This is a genomic window from Nonomuraea sp. NPDC050680 (assembly GCF_040654555.1).
GTDB lineage: Bacteria > Actinomycetota > Actinomycetes > Streptosporangiales > Streptosporangiaceae > Nonomuraea.
This window is the reverse complement of the sequence record NZ_JBFAIF010000015.1, coordinates 45,150-72,082: the sequence shown is the minus strand read 5'-3', so window position 1 is coordinate 72,082 and position 26,933 is coordinate 45,150. Positions and strand designations below refer to the sequence as shown.

At 67.5% G+C, this 26,933-nt stretch carries 24 protein-coding genes, 1 tRNA gene and 1 pseudogene; 10 read left to right on the top strand and 16 right to left on the bottom strand.

What is annotated here, in order from left to right:
* Positions 1-8 precede the first annotated feature (8 nt).
* Positions 9-1,049 carry an ATP-binding cassette domain-containing protein gene (locus AB0H88_RS36585; protein ID WP_357652703.1) on the top strand — a complete coding sequence of 347 codons (1,041 nt, stop codon included), beginning with the start codon at positions 9-11 and terminating at the stop codon, positions 1,047-1,049.
* Positions 1,046-1,882 (top strand): ABC transporter permease, encoded by an 837-nt coding sequence (locus AB0H88_RS36580; protein ID WP_357652701.1) that lies wholly within the window; start codon positions 1,046-1,048, stop codon positions 1,880-1,882. Before AB0H88_RS36585 ends, AB0H88_RS36580 begins: the two co-directional genes overlap by 4 nt.
* 1,689 nt (positions 1,883-3,571) lie before the next feature.
* On the opposite strand, the pseudogene AB0H88_RS36575 reads toward AB0H88_RS36580, so the two are convergent.
* Positions 3,572-4,942, bottom strand: a pseudogene (locus AB0H88_RS36575) (BTAD domain-containing putative transcriptional regulator); the annotation flags it as partial.
* A 264-nt stretch (positions 4,943-5,206) separates the two neighbouring features.
* Here AB0H88_RS36575 and AB0H88_RS36570 point away from each other — a divergent pair.
* The 3 genes from AB0H88_RS36570 to AB0H88_RS36560 all read left to right on the top strand — a co-directional run bounded on the left by AB0H88_RS36570 (position 5,207) and on the right by AB0H88_RS36560 (position 12,233).
* Positions 5,207-7,222 (top strand): hypothetical protein, encoded by a 2,016-nt coding sequence (locus tag AB0H88_RS36570; RefSeq protein ID WP_357652699.1) that lies wholly within the window; start codon positions 5,207-5,209, stop codon positions 7,220-7,222.
* A gap of 170 nt (positions 7,223-7,392) precedes the next feature.
* Positions 7,393-9,552, top strand: a complete 2,160-nt coding sequence (locus AB0H88_RS36565) for a glycoside hydrolase family 6 protein (protein WP_357652697.1) — start codon at positions 7,393-7,395, stop codon at positions 9,550-9,552.
* A 110-nt stretch (positions 9,553-9,662) separates the two neighbouring features.
* Positions 9,663-12,233 carry a BTAD domain-containing putative transcriptional regulator gene (locus tag AB0H88_RS36560; protein ID WP_357652695.1) on the top strand — a complete coding sequence of 857 codons (2,571 nt, stop codon included), beginning with the start codon at positions 9,663-9,665 and terminating at the stop codon, positions 12,231-12,233.
* 66 nt (positions 12,234-12,299) lie between these two features.
* On the opposite strand, the gene AB0H88_RS36555 is transcribed toward AB0H88_RS36560, so the two are convergent.
* The 3 genes from AB0H88_RS36555 to AB0H88_RS36545 form a co-directional block, all read right to left on the bottom strand.
* A complete protein-coding gene (locus AB0H88_RS36555; RefSeq protein WP_357652693.1) occupies positions 12,300-12,881 on the bottom strand; it encodes a GNAT family N-acetyltransferase in 582 nt (193 codons plus the stop codon).
* A gap of 179 nt (positions 12,882-13,060) precedes the next feature.
* Positions 13,061-13,891 carry a hypothetical protein gene (locus AB0H88_RS36550; RefSeq protein ID WP_357652691.1) on the bottom strand — a complete coding sequence of 277 codons (831 nt, stop codon included), beginning with the start codon at positions 13,889-13,891 and terminating at the stop codon, positions 13,061-13,063.
* Between the two features lie 232 nt (positions 13,892-14,123).
* Positions 14,124-14,915 carry a hypothetical protein gene (locus tag AB0H88_RS36545; RefSeq protein WP_357652689.1) on the bottom strand — a complete coding sequence of 264 codons (792 nt, stop codon included), beginning with the start codon at positions 14,913-14,915 and terminating at the stop codon, positions 14,124-14,126.
* 384 nt (positions 14,916-15,299) lie between these two features.
* On the opposite strand from AB0H88_RS36545, the gene AB0H88_RS36540 reads away from it, so the two are divergent.
* Positions 15,300-15,842 carry a GNAT family N-acetyltransferase gene (locus AB0H88_RS36540; RefSeq protein ID WP_357652687.1) on the top strand — a complete coding sequence of 181 codons (543 nt, stop codon included), beginning with the start codon at positions 15,300-15,302 and terminating at the stop codon, positions 15,840-15,842.
* Between the two features lie 191 nt (positions 15,843-16,033).
* Here the strand turns inward: AB0H88_RS36540 and AB0H88_RS36535 are convergent, their stop codons facing one another.
* The 3 genes from AB0H88_RS36535 to AB0H88_RS36525 all read right to left on the bottom strand — a co-directional run bounded on the left by AB0H88_RS36535 (position 16,034) and on the right by AB0H88_RS36525 (position 16,985).
* Positions 16,034-16,291, bottom strand: a complete 258-nt coding sequence (locus AB0H88_RS36535) for a hypothetical protein (RefSeq protein WP_357652685.1) — start codon at positions 16,289-16,291, stop codon at positions 16,034-16,036.
* A complete protein-coding gene (locus AB0H88_RS36530; RefSeq protein ID WP_357652683.1) occupies positions 16,288-16,629 on the bottom strand; it encodes a DUF6247 family protein in 342 nt (113 codons plus the stop codon). Before AB0H88_RS36530 ends, AB0H88_RS36535 begins: the two co-directional genes overlap by 4 nt.
* Before the next feature lie 164 nt (positions 16,630-16,793).
* Positions 16,794-16,985, bottom strand: coding sequence for a hypothetical protein (locus tag AB0H88_RS36525; RefSeq protein WP_357653013.1), 192 nt, complete (start codon positions 16,983-16,985; stop codon positions 16,794-16,796).
* Here AB0H88_RS36525 and AB0H88_RS36520 point away from each other — a divergent pair.
* From AB0H88_RS36520 to AB0H88_RS36505, 4 genes are all read left to right on the top strand, one after another.
* Positions 16,911-17,345: an ATP-binding protein gene (locus AB0H88_RS36520; protein WP_357652681.1), complete on the top strand. Its 435-nt coding sequence runs from the start codon at positions 16,911-16,913 to the stop codon at positions 17,343-17,345. The genes AB0H88_RS36525 and AB0H88_RS36520 overlap by 75 nt on opposite strands.
* 719 nt (positions 17,346-18,064) lie before the next feature.
* Complete coding sequence (locus tag AB0H88_RS36515) at positions 18,065-19,528, top strand: hypothetical protein (protein WP_357652680.1); 1,464 nt, start codon at positions 18,065-18,067, stop codon at positions 19,526-19,528.
* A 520-nt stretch (positions 19,529-20,048) separates the two neighbouring features.
* Positions 20,049-20,318: a hypothetical protein gene (locus AB0H88_RS36510; RefSeq protein ID WP_357652678.1), complete on the top strand. Its 270-nt coding sequence runs from the start codon at positions 20,049-20,051 to the stop codon at positions 20,316-20,318.
* 134 nt (positions 20,319-20,452) lie between these two features.
* A complete protein-coding gene (locus AB0H88_RS36505) occupies positions 20,453-20,866 on the top strand; it encodes a DUF4279 domain-containing protein (RefSeq protein WP_357652676.1) in 414 nt (137 codons plus the stop codon).
* 260 nt (positions 20,867-21,126) lie between these two features.
* Here AB0H88_RS36505 and AB0H88_RS36500 read toward each other — a convergent pair whose 3' ends face one another.
* From AB0H88_RS36500 to AB0H88_RS36460, 9 genes are all read right to left on the bottom strand, one after another.
* Positions 21,127-21,543 (bottom strand): NUDIX domain-containing protein, encoded by a 417-nt coding sequence (locus tag AB0H88_RS36500; protein ID WP_357652674.1) that lies wholly within the window; start codon positions 21,541-21,543, stop codon positions 21,127-21,129.
* Positions 21,544-21,846: 303 nt separating this feature from the next.
* A complete protein-coding gene (locus AB0H88_RS36495) occupies positions 21,847-22,209 on the bottom strand; it encodes a DUF1304 domain-containing protein (protein ID WP_357652672.1) in 363 nt (120 codons plus the stop codon).
* Positions 22,210-22,708: 499 nt separating this feature from the next.
* A complete protein-coding gene (locus AB0H88_RS36490) occupies positions 22,709-23,080 on the bottom strand; it encodes a hypothetical protein (RefSeq protein ID WP_357652670.1) in 372 nt (123 codons plus the stop codon).
* A complete protein-coding gene (locus tag AB0H88_RS36485) occupies positions 23,077-23,349 on the bottom strand; it encodes a hypothetical protein (protein WP_357652668.1) in 273 nt (90 codons plus the stop codon). Before AB0H88_RS36485 ends, AB0H88_RS36490 begins: the two co-directional genes overlap by 4 nt.
* Positions 23,350-23,571: 222 nt before the next feature.
* Positions 23,572-23,631: transfer RNA gene (locus tag AB0H88_RS36480), tRNA-OTHER, on the bottom strand.
* A 244-nt stretch (positions 23,632-23,875) separates the two neighbouring features.
* Positions 23,876-25,050 (bottom strand): IS3 family transposase gene (locus AB0H88_RS36475; protein WP_357652666.1). Its coding sequence is split into 2 segments (ribosomal slippage): positions 23,876-24,813 and positions 24,813-25,050, totalling 1,176 coding nucleotides; the frame shifts between segments, so codons are not numbered across the junction.
* Between the two features lie 285 nt (positions 25,051-25,335).
* The gene (locus AB0H88_RS36470) at positions 25,336-25,629 is read right to left on the bottom strand and encodes a hypothetical protein (RefSeq protein WP_357652664.1); all 294 of its coding nucleotides are present in this window, start codon (positions 25,627-25,629) and stop codon (positions 25,336-25,338) included.
* 12 nt (positions 25,630-25,641) lie between these two features.
* The gene (locus AB0H88_RS36465; RefSeq protein WP_357652663.1) at positions 25,642-26,229 is read right to left on the bottom strand and encodes a TetR/AcrR family transcriptional regulator; all 588 of its coding nucleotides are present in this window, start codon (positions 26,227-26,229) and stop codon (positions 25,642-25,644) included.
* Positions 26,230-26,750: 521 nt separating this feature from the next.
* Positions 26,751-26,924 (bottom strand): hypothetical protein, encoded by a 174-nt coding sequence (locus AB0H88_RS36460; RefSeq protein ID WP_357652661.1) that lies wholly within the window; start codon positions 26,922-26,924, stop codon positions 26,751-26,753.
* Between the last annotated feature and the right edge of the window lie 9 nt (positions 26,925-26,933).

Here is a 26,933-nt window from a genome sequence, read left to right as displayed (position 1 = left end):
GTGAAGCCATGAGCATCACAGAACTCGGACGTACCGGGGGCGGCCCGGCCTCCGGCGGAGGAACCGATCTGGCCGTACGTGCGGAAGGGCTTGCCAAGACGTTCGGCGGGCACCGTGCCGTCGACGGGATCGATCTGGACGTACGCCCCGGTGAGATCTTCGGCGTCCTCGGCCCGAACGGCGCCGGCAAGACCACCATGCTGCGGATGCTGGCCACCCTGTTGGAGATCGACGCGGGCCGTGCCGAGATCTTCGGGGTCGACGTGGCCGGCAACCCGCACATGATCCGCCAGCTGGTCGGCGTCACCGGACAGTACGCGTCGGTCGACGAGAACCTGACCGCCCGCGAGAACCTCTGGCTCTTCAGCCGCCTACAGGGCATCGCCGCGCCGCGCGCCCGGCGTATCGCCGTCGAATTGCTGGGCCAGTTCGGCCTGGAGGAGGCCGCCGACAAACCGATCGCGCAGTTCTCCGGCGGCATGCGCCGGCGCCTCGACCTGGCGGCCAGCCTGATCACCAGGCCACCGCTGATCTTCCTCGACGAGCCGACCACCGGTCTCGACCCACGCACGCGCGGCCAGATGTGGGACACCATCCGCGGTCTGGTCGCCGACGGCTGCACCGTGCTGCTGACCACGCAATATCTGGACGAGGCCGATCAGCTCGCCGATCGCGTCGCCGTCATCGACCACGGCCGCAAAGTCGCCGAGGGCACCCCGGACGAATTGAAGACAGCGGTCGGCAACTCCGCCCTCCAATTGCTGCTCGCCGAGCCGGACGAGGTGCCCACCGCCGTGGAGGTCGTGCGGCGCGTCCTCGGCTCCGACCCGGTCCTCAGCCCGGAGCAGGGCCGCCTCAACGTCGCCCTCGACCAGGCCGACCTGGCCGCGGACGTACTGATCGCACTGCGCGCCGCCGGGGTGTCGATCTCCTCGGTGAGCGTGGCCAAGCCCAGCCTGGACGAGGTGTTCCTCGCCCTCACCGGCCACGAGACGGACAGGGACGACCAGACAGGGACGGACGAGACCGCCACGGAGGAGAACCGATGAGCACCATGACCGCACCCGCCCGCGAGGCGGTCCGCGCCGCCGACCGCGTGGCGGCCGCCCGGCGGCGCGTCTCCACGGGGGAGACGATGGTCCAGACCCTGACGATGGCGTGGCGGGCGCTCAAGAAGATGCGCCGCAACCCGGAGCAGTTCTTCGACGTGGCGCTGCAGCCCATCCTGTTCACCGCGATGTTCGCCTTCATCTTCGGCGGCGCCATCGCCGGCGACGTGGAGAGCTACCTCCCCCTGATGATCCCTGGCATCCTCGCCCAGACCGTGCTGACGACGTGCATGGCCACGGGAACGCAGCTCCGCGAGGACATGGAGAAGGGCGTTTTCGACCGGTTCAAGTCGCTGCCGATCGCCCGAATCGCGCCGCTCGCCGGCCCGATGGTGGCCGACCTGCTGCGCTACACGATTGCGGCCACTCTGACCTTCGGCATGGGCCTGGTGATGGGCTACCGCCCGGGCGGTGGAGTGGGCGGCGTGCTCGCCGCGATCCTGCTGGCGATCATCACGGGCTGGTCGCTGGCCTGGGTCTTCACCTGGGTCGGCACGATCGCCCGGAGCGCCCAGGCCGTCCAGAGCATCTCCATGATGATCTTGTTCCCGCTGACCTTCCTGTCGAACGCGTTCGTCCCCGTCGAGACCCTGCCCGGCTGGCTGGCCGCGTTCGTACGGATCAACCCGGTCTCACACCTGGTCACGGCCGCCCGCGACCTCGCCAACAGCGCCCTCGTCAGCGGAGAGGTGGCCTGGACGCTCCTGGCGTGCCTGATCGTCATCGCGATCTTCGCGCCGCTGTCGGTCCGCAGTTACAAGCGGCACATGTGACCCGCGCCCGTCACGGCCGGAGACCTGCTCGACGAGACCGCGCGCCTCGTCGAGCAGGTCGGAGCCACGTCGATCGCCGTACTCGACCCGCACGGCTGCGAGCAGTCCGGGCGCGGCCCGCTCCGCGTACGGTTCGATCCGCTCGAAGGTCATGCTGGGCACGCTGTCGTTGTACGCGAACCGCTCGGCCAGCACCAGCAACCTGATCGCGTCGCGGGGGACCATAGCTCCCCGCAGCAGCCCCCAGGCGCCGAGCGCGAAGAGCATCGAGCCGCACAGCGGGTAGTCGAAAACGGGATTCTTCACGGTCAGCAGGTCGTAGCCCCGGACGGTGGAGAACAACTCCTCGCCGTACCGGACGTCTTCCGGAGGAGCGTGGTACGCGTACGCCGTCAGGGTGACCGACACCGCGATGATCGTCCACGGCGTGTGCTCCCCGCGCGGCACCCCGGGCAGGCGCAGGTCGTACGCCCGCTGGACGGCCAGGCGGTATTCCGCCAGCGCGGCGGCCGTCTCGCCGCGGGCGAGGGCGAGCTCGGCAGCGCACAAGGAGACCATCGCCACCCCGCCGAGCACTGCCTCCTTGTCGTTGATCCGGGTGATCTCGGCGAGCTCGGCCTCCGCGGTGTCGAAGTCGCCGTCGGCGAGCGCGGAGACCAGCAGCAGCGCGCGGAGCTGGGTCTCATCGTCTGTAGCACCGAGCCTGCTCAGCACCGGGATGGCGATCCGCGCGTGTCCGACCGCCCGCCGGCGATCGCCGAGCCGCATGACCAGGTGGGCAAGCATGGCGTTCATGATCGCGGTGGGCCACGGCCCCTCGTCCTCGCGGAGCATCGTCAGGGCTCGCTCGGCGGCCTCGACCGCCTCGGTCACATCTCCCGCGTTCTCCAGGACCTGGGCGTTCGTCTGCATCGCCGCCAAGGCCACGTCACGGTCGGCGCTCCGGCACAACTCCGCGAGCCGGCTGCGCACGTCGTCGCCATCGGCCACGTCGCACGCGATCAGCACCGTGGCCATCGCCGCCACGCGGGGATCCGTCGTGTCACTGGTGGGCAGCGTGCGGAGGAGATCGCGCAGCGGATCGTCGCGGCGGTCGGTGACGATCATGATGTTCATCAGCGTGATCAGCATGGCGGCCCTGGTCACCTCGACGAGGTACGGCGGCGGCACCCAGTCGGTGATCACCTGGGTGATCGCGTCCCGGTGAACGAACACCCGGAAGTGGTCGCCACGGATCGACCACAACGCGCCGACGCCGGCCAGCAACTGGACCGTCGTGACGGGATCGGACTCGCCGAGAGCCTGCCGGAGCAGTTCGGCAAGGTTGCTCTCCTCGGCGTGCAACGCGTCGGCCGCCGCGAACTGCGCCGGGCTGAACAGCGCGGAGGCGTGCTCAAGGCCGTACGCCGTCGCCCAGGCCCGCTGCGCCGCCCGGGCGGGTGCCTCCTCGCCGGCCTCCTTCAGCCGCATCCGCCCGAACTCTCTGACGGTCTCCAGCATCCGGTAGCGGAGGCCGTACATCGTCTCGCGGACGCTCAGCATCGACTGCTCGGCCAACGCGTCCATGACGTGCAGGGTGTCCGAGCCGAGTACGTGCTCGGCCGTGGCCAGCGTGAAACCGTCGCCGAACAGCGACAACCACCGCAACGCCCGCCGTTCTGGCTCCTCCAGCAGATTCCACGACCAATCGATGACCGCGAGCAGCGTCTTGTGCCGGTCCGGGGCCGTACGGTTCCCTCCGCGCAGCAGGGCGAACCGGTCCGCCAGGCGCCGCGCGATCCCCTCCACCGACATCACCCGCACCTTGGCCGCGGCCAGCTCGATCGCGAGTGGCAGCCCGTCGAGGCGGGCGACGACCTCCTCGACCACTCCCTCGTCGATCCGCACACCCGGGCGGGCGGCCGTGGCGCGCTGGCGGAACAACTCCACCGCGTCGCCCGTGGGCAGCTCGCCGAGCAGGTAGACGCGTTCGGCGGGGATCGACAAGGGAGCGCGCGAGGTGATGAGCACCCGCAGGTCGCGGGTCGTCACGGTCAGGAAAGCCACCAGGTCGGCGACGGCCTCGATCACGTGCTCGCAGTTGTCCAGGATCAGCAGCGCCGGCGCCTGGTCGAGATGCTGGGCGATCCGAGTGCGTACGTCGGAGCGCTGCTCGGCGGTCAGGACACGACGCCCGCTGACCGAGTCCCGAACCCCGAGGGCCGAGCCCACCTCGCCCACCACGCCCTCCGGCGAGGAGACGCCGACGAGCTCGACGAAGTGGGCGATGGGCTGCGTGGCGTTCCTGCCGACGACATGTGCCAGCCGCGTCTTGCCCAGTCCGCCAGGACCGATGATGGAGACCACCCGGTTGGTCGGCAACAGGGCGTGCACCGCACGGATGTCGCCGTCGCGACCGAGCAGCGAGGAACCGTCGAACAGGATGCCCTCGCGTACCGGCCGATCGGCGACGAGGAGCTCGGCGTACACGCGGGCGAGCTCAGGCCCTGGCCCAGTGCCGAGCCGCGCGACCAGTCCCGCGCGATACCGCTCGTAACGCTCCAGGGCGGCGGCGGCACCTCGTACGGCGGCCTCGCTGCGCAGCAGGCAGGCGAGCAGTTCCTCGTCGTGTGGCCGATCGGCCGCGGCCTCCTCCAGCAGCGGCAGCGCGCCCTCGTGAGCGCCGCCGCGGCCCCGCGCGATCGCCGCCACCCGCCGCGCCTCAGCCACCCACCCTGCCGCGACGCCTCTCAGCTCAGCGAGTGGGCCCGCGGCGCCGGCCACGCCGCCGGCCGCGATGGCCATGGCCTCTTCGGCGCGGCGACGCGCGAGCACCATGTCGCCCTCGCCCAGTGCGGCCCGGGCCTGCTCCACCAGCGCGCCGAGCAGCAGCGCGTCCACCTGACCCGCGGGCAGCCCGAGCCGGTAACCACGCGGGATCCGCACCACGACGTCGGCGGAGGTCACCGCCCGGGTCCTCGAGACGACCACCTGCAGCGCCTTCGTCGGGTTGGCCGGCTCCTCGTCGGGCCACAACTCCTCGACCAGGCGCTCGACGCTGACCCCCGCGTGGTCGTGCATGGCGAGTACGGCCAGCAGGGTCTGCGCGCGATCGCCGACCACGCGCACACCCCGCCAGCGGACGTCGTCGAGCAGGACGAGTGCGGGGGACACACCCTCAGCTTACGGACGAGTCACCGGTGACGAGCGTGACCGAGGACTGCTCAGGGCGGGCTTCCATGGCTAACCACCTAGACGGGCAAGGGGAGGGTGAGCTGCCCCGGGTTGGTTGGAGGATGACCTCCCCGGGTTTCTTGGAGATGCGTCCCGATGCCAGCAATTAATATGCGCGGCATGTCGTCTCTGTCCCGCCATGAGATACCGGTTATTCGTCCTGCTGCCTGGCGGGTGCAGCCAACTTGGACCAGTCTGCTGCCGAAGGGCGTGAAGTCATGCCCGCCGCTGGGCGCCACCGACGGCCGCACCAATTGGGTGGCGGCGGTGACGACCGCGGTCTTCGGCGGCCGTGCCATAGCGGTCACCGGGGGTGGCGACACCACCGTACGGGTTTGGGATCTGTCAACCGGCGAGCGGGTCGGCGCCCCATGGACTGGTCACACGAACGCGGTGCGGGCGCTGGCGATGTCCGTTCTGGACGGTCGCCCCGTGGTGGTCAGCGGTGGTGATGATGACACCGTACGGGTGTGGGAACTCGCGTCCGGTAAGCCGGTGGGCGAGCCGTTCAACCTTCAGGCTGACAGCGTGGAGGCCCTCGCGATCGCGGAACGCCATGGCCGCCAGGTGGTGGTCACCGGTTGCTACGACACGACGGTACGGGTGTGGGACCTGGAAACGCGGCAGGAGGTGATGGCACCGATCCGTGGCCACACCGGCCCGGTGTACGCGGTGGCCACCGCGATGCTGGACGGCCGCTGGGTGGCTGTCACGGGCGGCGACGGAACGGTCCGGGTATGGGACCTGGATACCGGTGATCCGGTGGGCAGCCCGTTCACCGGCCACAGTGGACACGTGAGGGCGGTTGCGGTCGCGGAGCTGGCTGCCGGCCATCTGGTGGTCGTCTCGGGTGGCTGGCAGTCGGCTACACGCGTGTCGGACCTGGCCACCGGGCTGCCGGTCGGTGACCTCCCCCGATCTACGGACTTAGAGGCCGTGACGACCACGGTCGTAAACGGCCGGCTGGTGGCGATCACCTGCGACTCCAATGAGCCGACCATCCAGGTGTGGGACCTGAGAACGGCCGAACTGGTCGGTGAGCTGTTCCCTCAGCATCCCCGCACGCTGCATGCGGTGGCGACGGCAGTGGTGGACGGCCGGCAGGTGGTGGTGTCGAGTTGCGACGGTGGGTCGGTCCGGGTGTCCGATCTGGTCGTCGGCCTACCGGCCGACAAGCCAGTTCGCCATGACGCCGCGATCACGGCGGTGGCCACCACTTCAGTGGCCGGCCGACCGGTGGCGGTCACCGGCAGCGATGACGAAACCGTACGAGTATGGGATCTGGACACCGGCGATCAGGTGTGCCAGCCACTCACGGACCACACCGGCGCCGTCACTGCCGTGGCCGCGACCCAAGTGGACGGTCGCGCGGTGGCGATCACCGGAGGCAAGGACAGCAATGTCCACCTCTGGGACCTCGCACTGGGGAAGGCGGCCGGAGCACCGTTGACCGCCCACCGCCTCCCGATAACCGCGGTAGCGGCCGACAACACGGACGACCCACCCCGGGCCATCACCGCCAGCGACGACAAGACCATCCGGGTATGGGATCTCCGCACCGGCGAAGAGATCGGAAACCCCCGCAAGAGCGACCATCGATGGGTACAAGACCTCACCACCACCACGCTCGACGGCCAGCCCGTCGCCGTCCTCGGACGGTGGGGCGGCGGCTTCCGGGTCCGTGACCTCACCGTGAACCGCGACACCGGCCTCCAGACCACCGGTAGCAACGGCAAACCGGTACGCCTGGTGGCCGCCACCATCGCGAACGGACGACCCATCGCCATCACCACCAACGACGACTGGCGCGACACACCGATGAAGGTATGGGATGTCGCCACCGCTCAGCAGATCGGCCGGCTTTCCATGGGAACCGTGGTCGCACTCGCCGCCACCACGATCGACGGCCACCCCATCGCAGTTGCCGCCGGCCACAGAACGGTAGCGGCATGGAGCCTCACCACCTTTGACAGGATCAGCCCTGACATCGAATTCCTCGACTCGGTCAACGCCGTCGCCGCCACCCCACAAGGCCACATCATCGTCTGCTTCGGCCGTGACATCGCCGTATTCACCGCAACCCGAGCGGAAGAAGGCGAAGAAGAAGCCCAAGAGGGAAGACGATGACGGACGGCATGGCGAGCCTGCGGGTCGCTCGTGGTCGCGCTTCCGGACGATGACCAACCCTGCGGTGGCGCCATGATCTTCGAGCTCCTCGACGAGTGGAGCGCGTAGGCTGCGCGGGGGCAGCGCGAGGTCTGGAAGGGCCCAACGGCCGCAGGCTAACCTGATGATCTATGACCTTGGCGGAATTGCGCGACGGGGATCCACGCCTGGCCGGGCCGTACGTCCTGCTGGCCCGACTGGGCGAGGGCGGGATGGGTGTCGTCTACCTGGGTCAGGGGCCGGACGGCACGCGGGTGGCCGTCAAGCTCATCCACCAAAGGATGAGCGCGGATGCCGACTTCCGCCGCCGCTTCGCCCGCGAGGTCGCCGCCGCCCGGCGAGTCGCCCGCTTCTGCACGGCCCCGGTGTTGGACGCCGACGTCGAGGGCGAGATGGCCTACCTGGTCACCGAATACGTCGAGGGGCCGAATCTCGAGGACGTCGTGCGCCGGTCGGGGCCGCTGAAGGGCTCGGCGCTGGACGGGCTGGCGGCGTCCATGGCGGTGGCGCTGCGGGCCATCCACGGGGCAGGTGTGGTGCATCGCGACCTCAAACCGGCCAACGTGCTGCTGTCCCAGGTAGGGCCCAAGGTTATCGACTTCGGCATCGCGCGCCTCGCCGACGCGGAGATGAGCAGCGCAATCGTGGGGACGCCGGCGTACATGTCTCCCGAGCAGGTCTCGGGTTCGCAGGTGAATCCCGCGTCGGACATCTTCTCGTGGGGCTCCACGGTGGCCTTCGCCGCGGCCGGGGCGTCGCCCTTCGGTTCCGGCTCGGTGCCCACTATCCTCCTCCGCATCGTCAACGAGCCGCCGGCCCTGCACGGGCTCTCCGGCCAGTTGCACGACCTGGTCGCGGCCGCCCTGCTCAAGAAGCCCGCCGACCGCCCCACCGCCCAGGACATCCTGGACCACCTCAGCACGTCCATCCCGTTGCCCGCCGCTCCCCCGAGTGAGGCGGACGGGAGCGCCGAACGGGTCGGCCCGACACGACCACGCCGGTTCTCATCCCCCGGAATCGCGCCGACGCAAGCAGCGCAAGCAGCGGGCGTCGTGGATGGGGGGACGGACCCAGTGACGGGTGGACGCGGTCGGGGCTTCGGCGGGCCGCGCAAGTGGGTGGCCGGGGCGGCTGTCGTGGTCGTCGCGGCGGCCGGGGTGGCGGCGTTCGTGTCGCAGGGACAGGGCTCTCCCGCCGACGTCCGGGATCCGGCGGCCAAGGGTACCTCTGGGACGACGGGCGCGGCATCGCCGACGGCCTCTCGACCAACCGCCGCGCGGAACCCGCTGCGGGCTGGGCAGGACGTCCGGTTCTACGCCCCGCCCGAGCCGGCGGCCAGCCGCCAGGCGAGGCTCTGGGCCGAGGACCGACCGCGGGACGCCGAGCTCATGACGAAACTGGCCGCCATCCCCTACGCCATCCGTCTCGGCGAGTCCGAGGTCCGCGCCAAGGTGGACAGCGCCGTCACGGGCGCCGGGCAGCAGGACGCCGTGCCCGTGTTCCTGATCAACCACCTGCCGGGCAGCGAGTGCCGTTCGGCCGCCTCCGCCGACCTCGCCGCCTACCACGACTGGATCAAGGGCATAGCCGCCCAGATCGGCGACGCGCGGGCAGCGGTCATCCTGGAGCCCGGCAGCCTGGCCAAGATGCCCGGCGCGCCGGACTGCGACCCCCAGGGCTCCCCTGATCAGCGCTACAAAGATCTCCGCCAGGCCGTCCAGACCCTCAAGTCCAACCGGAACACCGCCGTCTACCTCGACGGCGGCCAGGACCTCTGGCCGGGCACCGAGCTCATGGCCGACCGCCTGATCGGCGCGAGCATCGACCGGGCGGACGGCTTCTTCGTCAACACGGCCGGCTACCAGAGAACCGAGAAGGCGGTCGCGTACGGCAAGAAGCTGTCGACCTGCATCGCCGTCCGGCTCGCCACCGGCCGCAAGGGCTGCCCCATGGAGGTGAGAGCGGACCCGGCCACCATGCCGCACTTCGTCGTCGACACCGGCAGAAACGGCCAGGGCTCCTGGGCTCCGGCCAAGCACTACTCCGACCCACAGACCTGGTGCAACCCGCCGGGCAGGGGCGTCGGCGACCGGCCGACCACGGCGACGGGCGAGGAGCTGGTGGACGCCTACCTGTGGATCGCGCGGGCGGGTACGTCCGGAGGCCGGTGCCGGCGTGGCACTGACGGCGATAAGGACCCGGAGCGCGGCGTCGTGTCGCCGGAGGCCGGCGAGTGGTGGGCCGAGCTGGCCCTCGAACGGGCGAAATTGGCCAACCCGCCATTGCGGTGAGGTTTCGCCCATGAGGCACCACACCGCTACTGGCGCTGAGCGCGTACGTGCGCGGCTCCCACCGCGCTCATCGTCTGGGCGGGCGGCGTGCTTTCTGATAGGGAGAAGCCGTGGAGTTCCGCATCATGGGCCCGCTGGAGGTCCGCGACACCGACGGCAAGGACTGCACCCCGACCGTGCGCAAGCATCGCGACCTGTTGGCGATGTTCCTGCTCAACGCGGGCCGGCCGCTGACGGCCGAGCGGCTGCGCAGGCTGCTGTGGCCGCACGAGGACGGCGACCGGTCCGACTCCCTCGTCCGCGGGTATGTGGGACAGCTCCGGCGGCTGATCGGGCAGGGGGCGATCAGAACCGTGTCCGGCGCGTACATGCTTAACCTCGGCGACGGGCAGCTCGACGTCGATCGGTTCCGGCTGCTGGTGGACCGGGGCGCATACGAGGAGGCGCTGGCCCTTTGGCGGGGCGAGGCGCTGGAGGACGTGGATCCCGAGGGCGAGCGGTGGGTGGAGACCCGGCGGTTACGAGAGGAGCTGGAGGAACTGCGGCTGCTGGCACTGGAGCGTCGGGTGCAGGCCGACCTGGACGCCGGGCGCCATCGCGAGCTGCTGGCCGAGCTGCGCCGGCTGACAAGGCAGCACCCGATGTGGCAGCGGTTTCGCGGCCAGTACATGCTGGCGCTCTATCGCAGCGGTCGCCGGGTGGACGCGCTGGCCGCGTACGCGGTGCTGCGCGACCAGCTCGACGGCGGCCATGCCATCGAGCCGGACCCGGAGCTGCAACTGCTCTACCATCGCATGTTGCACGACGACGCCTCACTGCACGTGTCGGCCGGGCCGCCGGTACTGCTGCCGCCCGACGTGGCCGACTTCACCGGCCGGGCCGAGCTGCTGAAGGAGGTGACCGGCAGCCTCGTCGTGGTGCACGGGCAGGCGGGGGCAGGCAAGTCGGCGCTGGCCGTGCATGCGGCATGGCGGCGGCGCCCCGACTTCCCCGACGGCATCCTGTACGCCGACCTGCGCGAGACCACGGCCCCGGCGGCCGTGCTGGAGGACTTCCTGCGCTGGCTCGGCTGCCCGGCCCAGGCGATCCCGGCTGCGCCGGAGCAGCGCGAGCGGCTGTTTCGCACCTACACCGCCAACCGCAAGCTCCTGGTGGTGCTGGACAACGCCGCCGGCGAGGCGCAGGTACGGCCGCTGTTGACCTCGTGCCCGACCATCGTCACCAGCCGTTCCCCGCTGGGCGGCCTGCTCGGCGCGCGGCGGCTGCCGGTGGGCGTGCTGGACGAAGGGGAGGCGCTGGAGCTGCTGGTCAAGAGCTCTGGCCAGGCGGCGGACGGTGCCCTGCGGCGGCTCGCCCGCTTCTGCGGCGGCCTGCCGATCGCCTTGCGCATCGCAGGTTCCCGGCTGGCGGCCCGCCCCGAGTGGACCGCCGACTATCTGGTGGGTCTGCTGGAGGACGAGCGCCAGCGGCTCGACCGGCTGCGCGCGGGCGACCTGACGGTGCGCAGCGTGTTCGCGATCGGGTTCGACGGGGTGCCGGAGGCGGCGAAGCTGACGCTGCGCGGGCTGGGCGCGCTGTCCGCGCCGGACTTCGCCGACTGGGTGACCGAGCTGTTCGGCGGGCAGGCGGAGGCGCTGGTGGACGCGGGGCTGCTGGAGACGCACGGCGTGGACGTGGCCGGGCAGGTGCGCTACCGGCTGCACGACCTGACCCGGCTGTTCGCGCGCGAGCAGCCGGTGCCCGGAGCGCTGGCGAAGCTGGCGGACATGGCGCTGTCGCGGGTGCAGGCGTCGCGGTTCCCGCTGGTGTCGGGAGATCCGGCCACGGCCGTGGCGACCAGGGACATCAGGGAGTCGGTCGAGTGGCTGGCGGCCGAGCGGGCGTTCCTGGTGCGCCTGGTCGCCGACCTGAGCGCCGCCGGGCTGGACGGCGCCTGCTGGCGACTGGCACACCTGCTGGCCCCCTACCTGGAGCGGCACCGGTTCCTGGACGACTGGCGGGCCTTGACGGGCCCCGCGATGGAGGCGGCGCGGCGGGTGGGCGACAGCCTGGGCCAGGCGCACATCCTGCTGGACCAGTGCGACCTGCGCCTGGCTGAGCGGGACTGGCAGGGGGCAGAGGAGCGGCTTCGGCTGGCGCTGGAGATGTTCGGGAGCCGGGGAGGCGCCCGCGAGGTCGCGCACGCCATGCGTCGGCTCGGCCGCGTGCACCTGGAGCTGGGCCGCCTGGAGGAGGCGGAGCGGGCGCTGCTGGCTTGCCTGCAGGGGGCGGAGAACCAGCGTGACGCCGCCGACGCCGAGCAGGTGCTCGGCGTCATGTTGCGCCGCTCGGGCCGGCTGGACGAGGCCGCCGACCGGATGCTGGCCGCCGTCGGTCGCATGGCCGAGCTCGGCGACCGGCACCGGCAGGCCGACACGCTGCTGGAGCTGTCGGCCGTACACCTGGCGCAGGGTGCGAAGCCGGACGCGCGTGCCGCCGCCGAGCGGGCCAGGGGCATCGCCGTACGGCTCGGCGACCGGCTGCTCGACGCACATGCCCTACTGGCCCTGGCGAAGGTGAACCGGGCAGAGGGCGCGGCCGTACGCTCGCGCGAGCTGGCCCGGGCGGCGCTGGAGGTCTTCGAGGAGACCGGCGACCGCCAGGGCGGCGCGAACGCCCGGTCCCTGCTGGCGCTGGTCTGAACGGCTCCAGATCTGAGCTGCCGGGCCTGGCCGTCGCACGCCTGTCGCGTCGTCCCAGCCAGACGCTCAGGCCGGCGTATATGGCGCGAGGAGATCAGGTGTGACGCCCGTGTGCGCCAAGGCTTGGACGGCGTCAGGGTTCCAGGTGTACTCGACTACGGGTAGTTCGAAGCCTGCCGGGAAGCGTTCCACGAACTCTCGTGTGACCTGGCCGCCGCTTCGCCCGTAGAAGCGGATGGCCGGCGCGTTGTCACGGAGCACCTCGAGGTAGATGGCCTTATCGGGATGATGGGCGACCGCCCAGGTGAAGGCGTGACGCATGAGCTGACGACCGATGCCCGAGTGTTTGCGTGTGGGGAGCACGTGGAGGTTTTCCAGCAGGATCCGCCCGTCGGGCTGCAGGAACAGATAGACGAACCCCTGAAGCGCGATGCCCTCTACCGCTACGACCAGCAAGACGGAGTTCTCGCCTACAAACTCAAGCGTGGACGACGAGAGTCGTGTGGTCCAGATGGCCCTGTGCACTTCCTGCAGCGGTCCGCTGAGGTAGGTAGCGGGCATGATTCCGGCGTAGGCAGTCCGCCAGCTCTCGGTGTGCAGCGCTGCGATAAGTTCGGCGTCATCCGTTGTGCCTGTCCTGAAGTGCATGGGCTTAGAGGGTGCCATAGCCACTTATGGGCCTGACGGCGAGGTCGGTGTTGGCACGAACGCCCCGCCCCCTGATCGGTTGCGGGGCGAGTTTTGCGGTGGAGCCTAGGAGATTCGAACTCCTCACTTCCTGCTTGCAAAGACGCATTCCGATCTCCACGGACCTGCGAAGACACAGATCAGAGCACTGATCGCGCCGAGTACCACGCTGCGGCCCGCTCGGGGTCTGTCACCGCGTCCCACACAGCCGACGAACTGTCAGGATCGTGCGCGAGGCTGGAGGAGAACGCCGCGATGAGCTGAATGCCAGGATGCCGATCGAACAGGAATGACCTGCTTACACCACCAAAACGGTCGAGCGTCTCCAGTGCCTCGACGCGCTCGTGAAAAGTAGCGGCGTCGCGAGCGCCATCCTCGACAAGGGCAACGATCTCAGCGCGCCGGCTCGAAACCGTGGGCACCAGGCACAGCGCCGCCGCTGCGGAGGTCGCCGCAGCACGCGTACGTGGATCGTCATCGGGCAAGCATCGCAGGACCGGGTCCACCAGGGCGGGAGCGACGCTCCTGCACTCCATGACGGCGTCGTATGCCCAGGCGGGCGTTTCGATGTCCCATGGTCCATCCGTGTCTCGCTGCCGAGGATTGTGGTAGATCGACCAGAGTTCACCCTCACTTCGGTCTGGCTCGGTGCCCTCGGCCACAGCTGCGAGAAAGTCGAGCAGGTGTGCACGTACAGGCCGCGGTGGCTCCTGCCAGCCGTATGAGATCGGACGATCGAACCCCGGCTCCTCAAGCAATCCGGCGACTACCATCGCGACCGGGGCCGTAACGGGATAGACAGTGCTCTGGTGAGTGACCGCTGTGTGAAGGTGGGCGACTGCGTCCTCCCACGCCGCGTCAACATCCTGCACAAGCCGCCGGAGATGGCCGGGAGTATCGGTGGCGTGGCCATAGGCGTGAACCAAACGAGACCAGTCGTGAGTTGCCAGAGCGTCCAACCCGAAGAGCATGGGGCATTCTCCCGCACAGATCATCTGCAGAATGCACGCAGCTGAGCATCGCCTCGTTCTCGCTGCCGCTGCTGGCTGTGCTCGGGGCTGTCCGGGACGCCCTGGTCGGCTTCTGGTCATGGTGGGGGTGCTGCTTCCGGCCGATCGGCGCGAGCTGAAAGACGCCTACCCAGTCACATGAGAAACCGTCACCGGCGCTCTTCGGACCGCCGCAAACCGACCCACGGTAACGTCAGGCAGTTTGCGGACCGTTATGGAAGAAGGCTTCGATCTGCTCCGCCACAGAAAAGTCCGCGGCGCAGGCCGGGCATGTCGTGCGCCCGAACAGGTAGGTCAGGTGCTCGGCGGCCGCGGTTTGCCCGGCCTTGACTGCCATGCGATACAGCCGGGAGGCCAGCGGCTCGAGGCCGGCAGGCTCCGCCGGGCGGATACCGGTCAGTGTCGGCCCTTTGAAGTTGAGCTTCCGCACGCTTTCATGTGGGTCACGACGGCGAGTGCCGGGGCCGGAGCTTTGGTAGAAGTCGATCTCCAGACACTCTGAGCAGGATGGGCAGACCACGTCGTGGAGATTCGGGACCAGGCATTCACTCCACACCGGTACCCCCTCGAAGGCCAGGAGGTCCTCCAGCGGATAGAGGTAGTCGTGTTCGTCGCCCTTGAACGGCTCCTCCGTCAGGTGGTGCTGAACGATCCGGTGCAGCTCGTCGATCTCGGCCGGGTAGCGCTTGCGGCAGTATCCCGGCGGGTGGAGCTGCGTTTCCCCGGTGACGATACGGCCGGCCAACGCAGTCGCTGACCTCTGATCGCCCGGTCGGCGGCTGCTAGCGATATCCGCCAGGACAGGCAGGGCGGCAAAGCTTGCCGGGTACACCGTTCCCTGATGGCAGAGGCTGGACCAGAGTTCCTGCCAGGCGTTGGGAGCCAACTCCGGATCCCTGATCTCCTCGAAGAGTTGCGGGAGGTCGGTCGCGGCACCGTAGGCATGCTCAAGGCGGGACCAATCCGTCGACATGCCCATGATCATCCCAGCGGCGCCTGCGAAGTGAAATGGCACTTCTGGAGCAGTCCTCATGGGTCGCCAGGGCTACCGCACTGCGAGACTCGGGAGCGGGAAGAAGACCCTGTAAGGACCTCCAGAAGGTATCCATCCCCTGGGTATGTCAGCGAACTCCTCGATCTGCTCTCAGTGCTCAACAAGCTCGTCCAACCTGCTGTCCGGGATGCCGGCAAGCGCGTCGCGCACGTCTGCGGGGAACTCTTCGATTCCCGGGCGATGGCGACGAGTAGATCTGGTCCACTTCAGCCACCTACAACCTCGCCAGCACTTGGCGAGGATCCCGAAGCTGGAGTCCCCCGCCGGAGGCGATCCTTTCTCCATCCTGTCGGAGCCCTCTGCCAGGCTGTGGCCATGCCGCATGCGGGAGTTACAGAGTTTCTCCAGGTCACCAGCCAGGACGAGATGTCGCCCCAACTGCGGCGGGAGCTGGTCGAGTGCTGGGTCACCGTGACCAACGCCGGGGGCGCGGCCGGTTTCCCGTTTCCACCTGTCACCTTCGATCAGGTTGCGGAAGTAGCTGATCAGCTCATCGTCGGCCTCGACACGCACCGCAGCCGCTTCCTCTTGGCTCTCGCCGACGGGACACTCGCTGGCTGGCTGAACGTACGCAGAGACGCCAACCCATTGATCGCCCACTGGGGGACGGTCCATCACGTCCAAACCCACACCGACTTCCGCGGCAGGGGAATCGGAGCCGCACTGATGCACCGCCTGCGCCATCTGGCCCGCGAAGAGATGAGACTCGAACAACTCCACCTCGCCGCCCGTGGCGGAGTGGGGCTCGAAGACTTCTACAGGCGGCAAGGCTGGAAAGAGATCGGCCGCTGGCCCGGCGCGCTACGACTCGCACACGGCGATGATCGCGACGAAATCCTCATGCTGCTTGAACTCTGACTGTTCCGACCCGAACAGCATCCGCCGGCCACGCCCTTGGTGTCCCGAACGCCTGGGCTGAGGAACGAAGCCATGGACCGTCGATCGCCCTGGCCACCTATGAGCCGACGACCAGGTCCGCGGAGAGCACGCGGCCCGCCTGGTCGAGGCCCTGTGTGACGAGCCGTGCTCGTCCACCTGCGAAACAGAGGTCAGCCTGCCCAGAGGAGGTCGATGATGCGCAAGGCCCGCGTCTCCTCATCGAGGATGAACGTCATCATCCCTTGGCCGTTATCTCCGAAGAAGGCGTGTCTCACCGCGGACTGACCGGGACGCTCCGCGACCGCGTCCCACGGATCGCGGAGGAGTTCAAGAAGACGCTCCAGCAACGGGCCGTCACGGACCTCCTCGGGAAGACCGTTCAGCTCGTAGAGGGCGCGTCCGTGGAAACCATCGAACTTGTAGCTCACACCCGGCCCTCCCACTCCGGCGGGGTGTAGCGAGTGAACATCTCCGTCCGGTTCTGGACAGCGTCCTGGACGGCCTCCTCATAGCCAGGGCGGGCGTAAGCGATCGCACGCAGGCGCCACTGACGCAACAGCGTCTGCACCTGCTTGAAGCGGGCCAAATCGTGCGCGGCTTCCAAAGCCTCGTCGTACTCCCCCCGGAACCGGGCACGGTGTGACGGCGGAAGCGCCTCGAAGATCGCGGCCGGATCCTCACCTGGATCACGGGGCGCAACGGGCTCCACAGGCTGAGCGGTCATACCGACCAACTTATCTTCCCGAGCAGAAAAGCGCGCCATCATGCTCTCGCTCCGTCACCACGCGGCAAGACCTTCGACGACTGCAGCTTGGTTTTGACCTTCCAACCTCTCATTTGCCCTGGTGCCAATGGTGATCTATCGCGTGTAGCGGGCTGTGGCGATGAGGCCATGTCGGTTCGGAAGATGAGAGGCGGCCAGCGGCTGGGTCAGCGGAGCTCGACCTCGATATCGTGCTCGGAGAAGATCTCCAGAAGGTCGCCCAGTTCGACGTTCGGTCTCCAGTACCGCAGGTCGTGGCTGGACCGGTCGTAACCAGGGACGAGATGCCGGCGAGCCACGTCGGAGTGGTGCCAGACCAGCCGGAACGGGCTGGCGGCACCCCAGAAGGTATGAACCATGCCCTACAGGCTCGGCGCTTCATCACTTCACTACTCCGTGACTGGCCAGCGGTCGATACAGCCGGGCTCATCGTCAGCGAACTGGCTACCAACGCCATACGCCACACCGCCAGCGGCCGATTCGGAGGCCGCTTCTTGGTGAGCCTCCAAGCTCATCCGGACCGTCTCTGGCTCGGCGTACTCGACGAGGGCGGCCCTTCCTCTCCCCTGGTCTTCAGGCACTCCCCGGATGGCGAAGACGGCCGCGGGCTCCTTCTGGTCTCCAGCTTGGCGATCGACTGGGGTGTCTGGGGCGATGAACGCGGCAGGACAGTGTGGGCCGCGCTCGGCACTGGATCGCAGCCGACGGCATGCCGATGACCTCCTGTCTGGCGCCTCATCCGCCGCTGCCGCAGTCGGCGAGCGTACGACTTGAATGGCTGACCCCTCGCGACGATGGTCGATGCCAAGTAATCGTCTGGACGTGCGACTGCCGCGCCATCTACTACGAACTCTGCCAGCCCGGCGGCCTGGGCTTCGTTCGGCGTGTCGTCCAGGGAAAGGAGAATGTCGTTGCTGAGACTCACCATGCGCGGCTCACGGAAGCCCACCTTCTGTGGGCTGCCCTGCTTACGGGGCTGGCACGGTAAGCCCACGAGGTGTGCCCTTCGCTCGGCGTGATCCAACTCTTCGTCAACGACGACAGCCACGCTCCGGGGGCAGGTGCAAGATCACCGATTCTCGGCGGCCGTCGCCGCCTATCAGAAGGGACATCTGGCTACGGAGATGCAACCATCATCCGCGGTCGTCCAGAGCCGTCATTAGCAAGATCCACCTGCTGGTGTGGGTGGGAGCATTCTCGTCAATTGACTCGGCATGCAGGCCTACGCTGGGCTCATGCCGCCGTGTCTCGACGGCTACGTCTGGGTTCCAGAGAGCGCAGCTCAAAAGGCCGCTCACTCCACTGGCTCCCGAGGAATCGGCACGGGAGCAAGCGCCGGCTACGCCGCTAACCAGCCTTGTCACGGACCGCCCCGGCAGGCGTTCCTTTCCTCGTCGCCGCCCACTACTGCATGCCGTTTCTCCGTATGATCACGATCATGCTGATCGAAGTTATTTTTGGTATCCCAGCAGCATTTGCCTGCGGCGCAATAATCTTCGCGGCGAAATCAGCCCCTCGCGGCCGACACGGTCATATGAGTGTGCGTCCCTTGATCTGGGGAGCCGCCGTGGCAAGCGTCGGCATGACGGCGCTAGCACTCATCGCGTGGTCCACGCGCGAAGACACTCACTATGACGACTTCGGGTCGGCGATGAGCGTCCTGGCAGGCATCTACAGCGGATCGCTGCTGATTTTCGGATTGGGTCCCTTCGTCCCATGGCTACTGGGAATACTCGGGCGCAACTCCGCACGTCTGCCGCGAGTGTTTCGGCCGGCCGTTCGCCATGTCGGTCATACATCCGGCCGAACTGCCACGGGAATGGCGGCGACGATGGTCGCGGTCGCCGTCGCGACAGCGCTGATGGTCATCATTCCCGCCATGACGTCCCATGGAAGAGCGAACTACTACCCGAATGCCCAACCAGGCGCACTCGTCGTGGCAGGCTTCTCTGCAGAACAGGCGGCCACCGTACGGACGGCCATCCAGCAGGAGTTACCCGGCAGCGTACCCATCGTGGAAAATGTTCGTGTGGACGGGCCGGGTTCCTTTCTGGTGACGACCTCCGACCGCACCTCGCAGTGGCCGGGAGCCTACATCGGTGATCAGACACTGCTGCGCTACCTCACCGGGAACCCCGCCACGCCTTATCACGAGGGCACCGCCGTGCTGGTATTGTCCGACGGGGAAGAAATCACCTCAGCGGAGCTCGAGTACTCCTCATCCACGACCGACGATTCCTCCACCATCAAATCCATCCCGGCGATCATCGTCAAAGCCCCTGATCCCCATTTCGGAAGGCTCTTTATTCCCCGCGAGGCAGTGCTGGCCCTTGGTTTCCGGCTAGAGCCTCAGGAGTTCATCATCGACCCTTCGCACTATCGCGTTTCGGTGGCCGAGCAGGAGCGACTCGACCGCCGATTGGGCGAAACCGCGTTCACTGAACTTGAGCAGGGATATCAGGCTCCGACTGAATGGTGGTACGTCGTCGCAGTTGCGATTCTCATCGCTCTTGCCGGTGCACCGCTCGCAACCCGCTCGGCCGCTTCGGAACGCATCTTGTTACGGATCAGTGGCGGATCCGCCGCGACTCTGCGATTCCTGGTCAGCTGCCGAGCAGCCGTCAGCGCGGCATGTGGAACGGCGATCGGCGCCACCGCCGGCTGCGTCATCGGCCTGTGCTTGATATGGCCCATGACGGCCTCGATCGACTGGGAGCCGACTCCACGAGCGCCCTTCGAGACTCCGTGGCCCGCGATCGTCGCACTGATCGCCGCACTGCCCGTACTGGCCGCCGCGACCGCGGTCCTCGCCTCCCCCGCCTGGCTCACCCGCTTGTCCCGCGCCTTGAGACGCGGCCCCTCCGCTGCTCCCGAGCCGCAAGAAGGCGCTCCCACGCCGTAGCTTCGAGCGTCGCCGAAATCTTCGAGAAGGAGGATGGCTGTCTTCCAGTCGTCGGCTTCGATGCACTCAATGACATGGACAGCGCTGACGGCGTCCTCCTCGGCATGCGTGCCTGCGGCATAAAGCCGGACAGCGTCGCGAAGGGGGAGTAGGGGGCCGATGGTTTTGGCAGCGCCCACCCGTTGACCTGACGATCGTCCTCTATTCGGGCGCCTTCCACGGGTGATCGTTCCGGACATATTCCGGATCATGGAGTGTGCCCTCTGACCGGGGAGGGTGGGATGAGGAGCGCTTCCGCGCCGATCGGAACGTAGCCGGCGGCGAGGAATGTTCGGACGCTCGCCGCGTTGCCTGGGGCAATTTGCGCCCAGAGGGGGTGCGTGGTGAGATGCCTGGCGGAGCGGGCGAGGGTTCGGCCCAGGCCGCCTCCTTCGCTGGCCGATCACTTGATAGGTCGAGCGTCGGACATCCAAGAAGAGAGCCGTCATGGCTCTGCAAGGTCCCATCCCCGTCACATGCCATGGTCTTCCCGCACGGCTGCTACGTCGTCGGCGAGGTCGAGCCCGTCAAGGACTTCGACGCCTCCGCCGGCGGCCGGTTCGTGCAGGCCCGCGACAAGCACACCGGAGAGCTGGTCTGGCGGGTCGCGGTCATGGACGGTGACCCGACCCTCAAGCCCGCTCAGAAGACGGTGGCGGTCAAGATCCTTGCCCCAGTGCAGCCGATTCCACAACGGCCTGATCATCAGGGACAACGGCCTCGACCTGCGCGGAGGACGATCCGCGAGTGACCGTGATTGACCGGTGCTGACCGCCCTTAATGGCACGCTAATGGCACGATGATCAAGGTCTTCAGCAGTAGAAGCGACTGCCCCTGCCCATTCGTGCAGGCGCCCGCCAACCCTTGAACCGCTACCGTGTTCACGTGATCGTCGAGCAGCAGGTCTACTTTATGATCAAGTCCGATGAACTGGATCCCGGGCAGATCACCCAATACGTGGGCGTCGAGCCGACTCGGTCTGAGGCGAAGGAGTCACGACCCAGCAGGAACAGTGGGCGCCTGATACCGCCACGACACGAATGGACGATCGACTCCGGCCTTGCGGACACCACCTCACTCAATGAGCAGGCGGAAGCCGTGATGAATCAGTTGGCCGGCGCCTGGGATCGAATCGGAGAGCTGACCGCTGGTGGCGCAGAGGCCACGTTGGTCATGCTTCGGTCGTTCAAACCGGGAGAGCACTCCAGTCCGCGAGGGCTCGTTCTTGACGAAGAAGCCATCAGTATTCTTCACAGAGCTGGAGCCGATCTATGGATCGACGAGTACGACTTATCCTAGGGCTGGCGATGGAGACGCTCGCACGGTTGGCTTCATTCGCGAGATTGGGCGCCAGATGTTCGCGACTTTCGGCGCCACGTTGCCGGCGCCGCGTGCCGAGATGTTCGTGAGAACCGGCACCACTTGTGGATCTTGCTTACCGGTGGCGCCGGCGGTAGCTCCGGAGCCCGTTCACGCTCCGTGCAATCAATCATGAACCGAGCCGGGTGCGAGTGCGCGGATCTGCCGATGAGCGCGCACTCCTGGCTTCCGGAGCGACGTCACGTGACGAGCACGGCGGTGAGCATCGAGAGATACGACTCATGGGCGAGACGCAGGCTGTCAAGGTCGGGCGTCTCGAACCACGCCACAGCGTCGTGCTCGTCCGGCGCGGCGTTGATGGGTGTTCCGGTCCACCTGTCGACCAACCAGATCTGCATGTCGAACGTCGCGGTCCGGATCTCATGCATCGGCGAGCCGGACGGCTCCGATGCCGTGATTCCCAACTCCTCCCGAAGCTCGCGGACAAGGCTCTGTTTCGGATCTTCCCCCTCCTCAACATGACCGCCCGGCAGGTCCCACACGTCGGGATACCAACGGCGTCCGGCGCTTCGATGACACAGCAACACCCGATCGCCGTCGCGAAGAACGGCCGTCACAATCCGGACCGGACCGGAGTCCTCAGCGGAGATCGTCATCGGCACATTCTGACCCATGCGGATCTGCGGCAGACAAGGCGCGTCCCGCCTCCGACAACCGTCACCGTGCGTGAGCGGTGCGCCGGCCGACGACAGACGTATCCCGCCCCCCACCGAGGGGTGGCGCCCAAACACACGAACAAAGCCACACGGTAATGGGCGGGCCTCGGGGTGCACGATGTCCTGCGCCACCGAACCTTGGGCGCGCGCCATCGAAGGTTGAGCGATGAATCCGCTGTCCACGCCGGCACGACTTGCTGGGCGACACCTGGCAACGAACGGCCGCCTTCTGCGCGGCCGGCTTTAGCGGGCCAGGAGCACCAGCGTCAGCGCTACCAGAGCTGGGACGGTCTGGACGAAGAGGATCTTGCGAGACGCCGTCGCGGCGCCGTATAGCCCGGCGACGATAACGCAGGCGAGAAAGAAGATCCTTACTTGGAAACCCACCGGATCGGGAGCGAAGGCGCCCCACAGAAGCCCCGCTGCAAGAAAGCCGTTGTACAGGCCCTGGTTGCCGGCGAGCACCCTGGTCGAGGCCGCAAACTCCTCCGTTGTACCGAATGCGGCCCGTGCCCGGGGGCTGGTCCACAAGAACATCTCCAGGACCAGGATGTAGGCATGCAGCAGGGCGATCACGACTACCGCGACCGTGGCAAGGACAGACACGCCGCACACATTACGCCACGACTACCGCTGCTCATGAGTGACAGACGATCCATCGCTAAACCTTCGATGACATGCGCCCCAGGTTCGGTGGCGCGGGACACACGAACTGAGCGCTGAACTCATCGCCGTCCACTGTCTATACGGTGATCAGCCACGTTGTCCGGTGGGCCGGGGCTGAGGAACGAAGCCCTGGACCTTGGATCGCCCCCAGCCACGTACAGCGGCCAGCCACGCTGGGGCGATCGTGAGGGCTGCATCTGTGCGGCGGTGCGGCAACCCCGGTCGGAGCGTTCGGTCCGTACGGCGGGGTCGGCGTGCGGTGCCCGGCCCGGTGTCCCGCCGCCGTCCTGGACCGGTGACCATGATTGACCTCTGCTGACCGCCCTTCATGGCACGCTAATGGCACGACGATCACCCGGCGACGCGGTCTATCGACTGATCATTTCCCTGTTTGGCTTGTCTTCGGTCGGGTCGTTCGCGGGTCGGAGAAGTGAGCGCTTCAGATGGTGATGATCTCCAGGGTTGGCCCGACGGCAGCGATGTCGGCGGGGTCGGAAGTGATCACAGCTTGGCCATGGTCCTCTGCGCAAAGTGCCACGGATACGTCGATGACGTCGGGGTGGCCGCACCGGCCGATGCGTACGCCGATGCGCTGCGCTATATCGAGTGTCAATCCCTCGACCTCGACGGAGCGCAGGAGACGTGCGAGGCGTGCCTGCTTGGGGCCACCGCGCCATGCCTGGCCCACCACGGCGATGGGCACACGCACCTCCAATCCATCATCAAGGGCTCGCTTCAAGAGCCTGAAGATCCGCTCGTCGCTACGTTCGACAGCGATCAACGCCCCGGCGTCCAACGTGTAGCCGGTCATGCGGCAGAGGCGGCGTCGCCGTAGTTCTTGGCCGCTGCGGTGTGGGCCTTGGCTACTGCCTCATTCACCCAGGTCTGCTCTTCGGCCGTTGGCGGACCGACCTCGACGCTCCACTCTTCGAGGAGTTCGCGAAGTTCCTCGCGCTTGCGATCGCGGTCGAGAGATTGGGCGATGAGCCCGGACACGGACTCGGCAGATCCCTGCTCGATCTTGGCCTGAACCCATGCGTAGGTCTCGTCGGGGAGACTGATCCCAATCTTCTTCGTCATGTGCCTCATTGTATCCGGTCGGTCATACCGAAGTCAGACCGGATGAGTGTGGCGGTGTCCGCTCGGGCAGACACGCTATGGGCGCAGATGGCGGGCCGAGCGCATGAGTGAAGTGTTCGGAGACCTGCGTTCCGATCGAGTTCGGGCCCACACGGGCACGGGACGAGAAATAGCCTCAGAATGATCAAAAACCCAGGCCGCTGACCTGGGCTTTTGTATGTGTGGAGCCTAGGAGATTCGAACTCCTGACTTCCTGCTTGCAAAGACGCGCACCGATCTTCCTCGGCCTGCGAAAACGCAGCTCAGCACGCTGATCGCGTTCCCCATGACTCCCCGCTGGTTCCCCTTGTTGCCCGACCCGTCGGGCACGCGACGGGCACGGCATCGAACTGCCGACGGTTTTACGGCGCGTGACCGTTGCGGCTTGGATATGGCCTTCCGCCTGCGACGACCTTGTCTCACACCGTGATGCAGACGATGTGAGGGGCCACGGTGATTCCGGACAGCCGTCTTATGGTCGTAGAGCCTATGCGGCTGTTCGGGATGAAAGGGACTCGTTGAGTACCTCCACGGGTGGCCGGTAGCCGAGCGCCGAGTGCAGGCGCCGGTGGTTGTAGAACCCTTCGATGTAGCGGATGACCTGCCGTTTCGCTTTGGCACGGGTGGTGAAGACGAAGCGGTGCAGCCATTCGTTCTTGATCGCGGCGAAGAACGACTCGGCCATCGCGTTGTCGTAGCAGACGCCGGTGCGTCCGACCGAGCGGCGGATGTCCAGGCCGGTCAGGAAGCGGCCGAACTCATCTGAGGTGTAGTTCGAGCCGCGGTCGGTGTGGAACACAGCGTCGGGCTGGAGCAGGCCGGTGTCGGCTGCCATCCGGATTGCGTCCTTGATCAGGTCGGTGCGGTAGTGGTCGGCCATCGCCCAGCCGAGTACCGCCTTGCTGTGGCAGTCGATCACGGTGGCCAGGTAGAGGAAGCCCTCCCAGGTGCGGATATAGGTGATGTCGCCGACCAGCTTGGCGCCCGGCCGCTCAGCGGTGAAGTCGCGGCCGACCAGGTCGGGGATGCCGCGATAGTCGCCCTGCACGGTGGTCGTCGGCCGAAAGGCTCGTACCTGGGCCGGGACCAGGCCCAGCTCGCGCATCAGGGCCCGCACCAGCTCGGCCGACCAGTACTCGCCGCGGCGCAGCAGGGCTGCATGGACGCGCCGGTAGCCGTAGGTCTCGTGCGAGTCGGTGAAGATCTCGGTGACCAGAGCGGTCAGCAGCGTCCGGCGTTGCGCGGTGGCCGAGGCCGGCCGCTCGCGCCATTCGTAGTAGCCCGAGCGGGACACGCCCAGCCAGGCGCACATCCGGGCGATCGCGTGACAGGCCTTCTCCGCGTCGATCAGCTCGTACTTGGCGAGCGTCATCGACTGTCCGCCGCGAAGAAGGCGGCTGCTTTTTTCAAGAACGTCAGCTTCTCGCGCAGCTCGGCGTTCTCCCGCTCCAGCTCCCGGATTCTAGCCCGGTCCGGCCCGGAGACCGGCTGCTGATCATCTTGAGCGTGCGCGATCCGATGCCGGTTCACCCAACTGCCCAGGGTGCTGGCGTTGATCCCGAACTCGCGCGCCACCGACGCGACCGTCCGCTCGCCCTCCAGCACCATGCGGACGGCTTCTTCCTTGAACTCCGGCGAGAACTGCCTACGACGCCTCGTCACGTACCTACCTCTTCCAGACTTCTGTCAGCTTATGTAGCCGACTGTCCGGAATCTGCTGGGCACCTCAATGATATTGCACGTATATTGCACGGCGGGCAGTTGTGGCGGAATCCCATCGCACGTGGCTGTTGCAGTAGCCCACCATCCCCTTCTCCTCCCCGTCTTCCCTTGTAGCTCCCGCCCCCAGGGCGAGGCCGCCGTGCCGATCCCTGCAAGCCCACCTGTCCCAGTCCGCGACGGGAACCCGTCGTATGGAGCGCTTCGCGGGGCACGGCATCTGGGCGCTCATTGCGATAGCTCCTTGCGTCCGAAGGCGCCCGGGCCCGCATGGAACAGACCGATGAGCAAGACGCCCACACCGATGGAGGCGAAGGAAAGCGCGGGGTATCGGTCGATATGCGCCCACCACAACAGCAGGCCGCCGAGGACGAGGCCGGCCCATCCTGCGACGAGGTTGGGGATGGGCCCATTGCCCAGGGCGGACGGGTAGCGCCTTCTGGTGATGCCGCGGATGAAATGAGGCAGTCCATTGCCGGCGACGAGGCCGCCAAGGAAGCTGAGAACAATCGTCTGCCACATTGCATGAGGTCCTTATCGTCGGCCGAGTTGATGGCTGAGCATGGGAAGCAGCACCGCGTCTACGAGCGTGTGCAGGAACAGGTCGTCGAGGGGTTCGCCGGTGACGAGGAGACGAGACAGCAGCGTGGCCGAGCTGATCTCGGCGAGGAGTGAGTGGTCCATCGTTGCGGGGAGCTCGCCTCGATCGATGGCCCGGGCTATGACGGCCACGAACACATCACGTTTGTGGTCGAGGACGTGTCGGCGTACGGTGTGCGCGAGATCAGGGTCGCGGCGCATCGCGACGAGCAGTCCAAGAATGAGCGCGCTGTCTTGACCGGTGAGGCTGGCACGCAGGCTCAGCAGGACCGCCACCAGGTCGTCACGCAGGCTTGCCGTGTCGGGTGGAGCGGTCACCGGTGTTCCCGCGTACCTCCGTATGGCCGTCGCCACCAGGTCGGCCTTGCCCGGCCATCGCCGATAGATCGTGGCCTTGCTGGCGCGGGCCCGTTCTGCGATGGCCTCGATAGTCAACTGGTCATAGCCGACTTCGCTCAGCAGACTCATGGCTGCGAGCAGGATGGCTTCTTCTCTGATCTCACCCCGTCGGCGCGCCGGCATGGCTGATCCTCATCGAAACGGTGCCGTTCACATTCGAGAAGTGTACGCAAGCGTTTCGTTCTGCACAAGTGCCCTGCGTGAACCAGTCACGAGATCGGCGGCCACCGTGACTGTCGGCCGGATCGGCGGCAATGACTTCGTCCAGACTGGGCAGCGACACCTGGCTCGTCCGCTGCAGTCCGCCGGTTCAGAGGTCAAGGTCGGCGATCAATCATCTTGCTCGGTGAGCCAGGGTGAGGAACGAACCCCTGGGTCGTCGATCGCCCCCAAGCACGTACGGTGGCCGGCCACGCCGTGGCGATCGTAAGTGCTGCATCTGCGCGGCGGCGTGGCAACCTTGGTCGGAGCGTTCGGTCGGTACGGCGGTGCTGGCGTGCGGCGGCCGGCCCGGTGTCCCGCCGCCGTTCGGGACCGGCCCCCAGGCCGCACCCCGGACGGCGGGCGGGCGGAGGGCCGGGGGTACGGCGGCGCGGCGCGCCGCCGCTTGATACCAATGAGAACAATTCGGCAAGATTCGCGAGTTAGTCCGGCACTCTCTGGCCGTGTTCGAGGTAGAGAGTGTGACCAATGGCGTGGGCGCTGATCGCAGCAGATACGCGGCCGACGAGGCGTTCGATCAGTAGACCGTGTTCGGCGGCGAGGATCGCATCGAGAGCCTCGTCCGTACGGTTCCACTTGCTGAACGCCTGAGCCACGGCTATCGC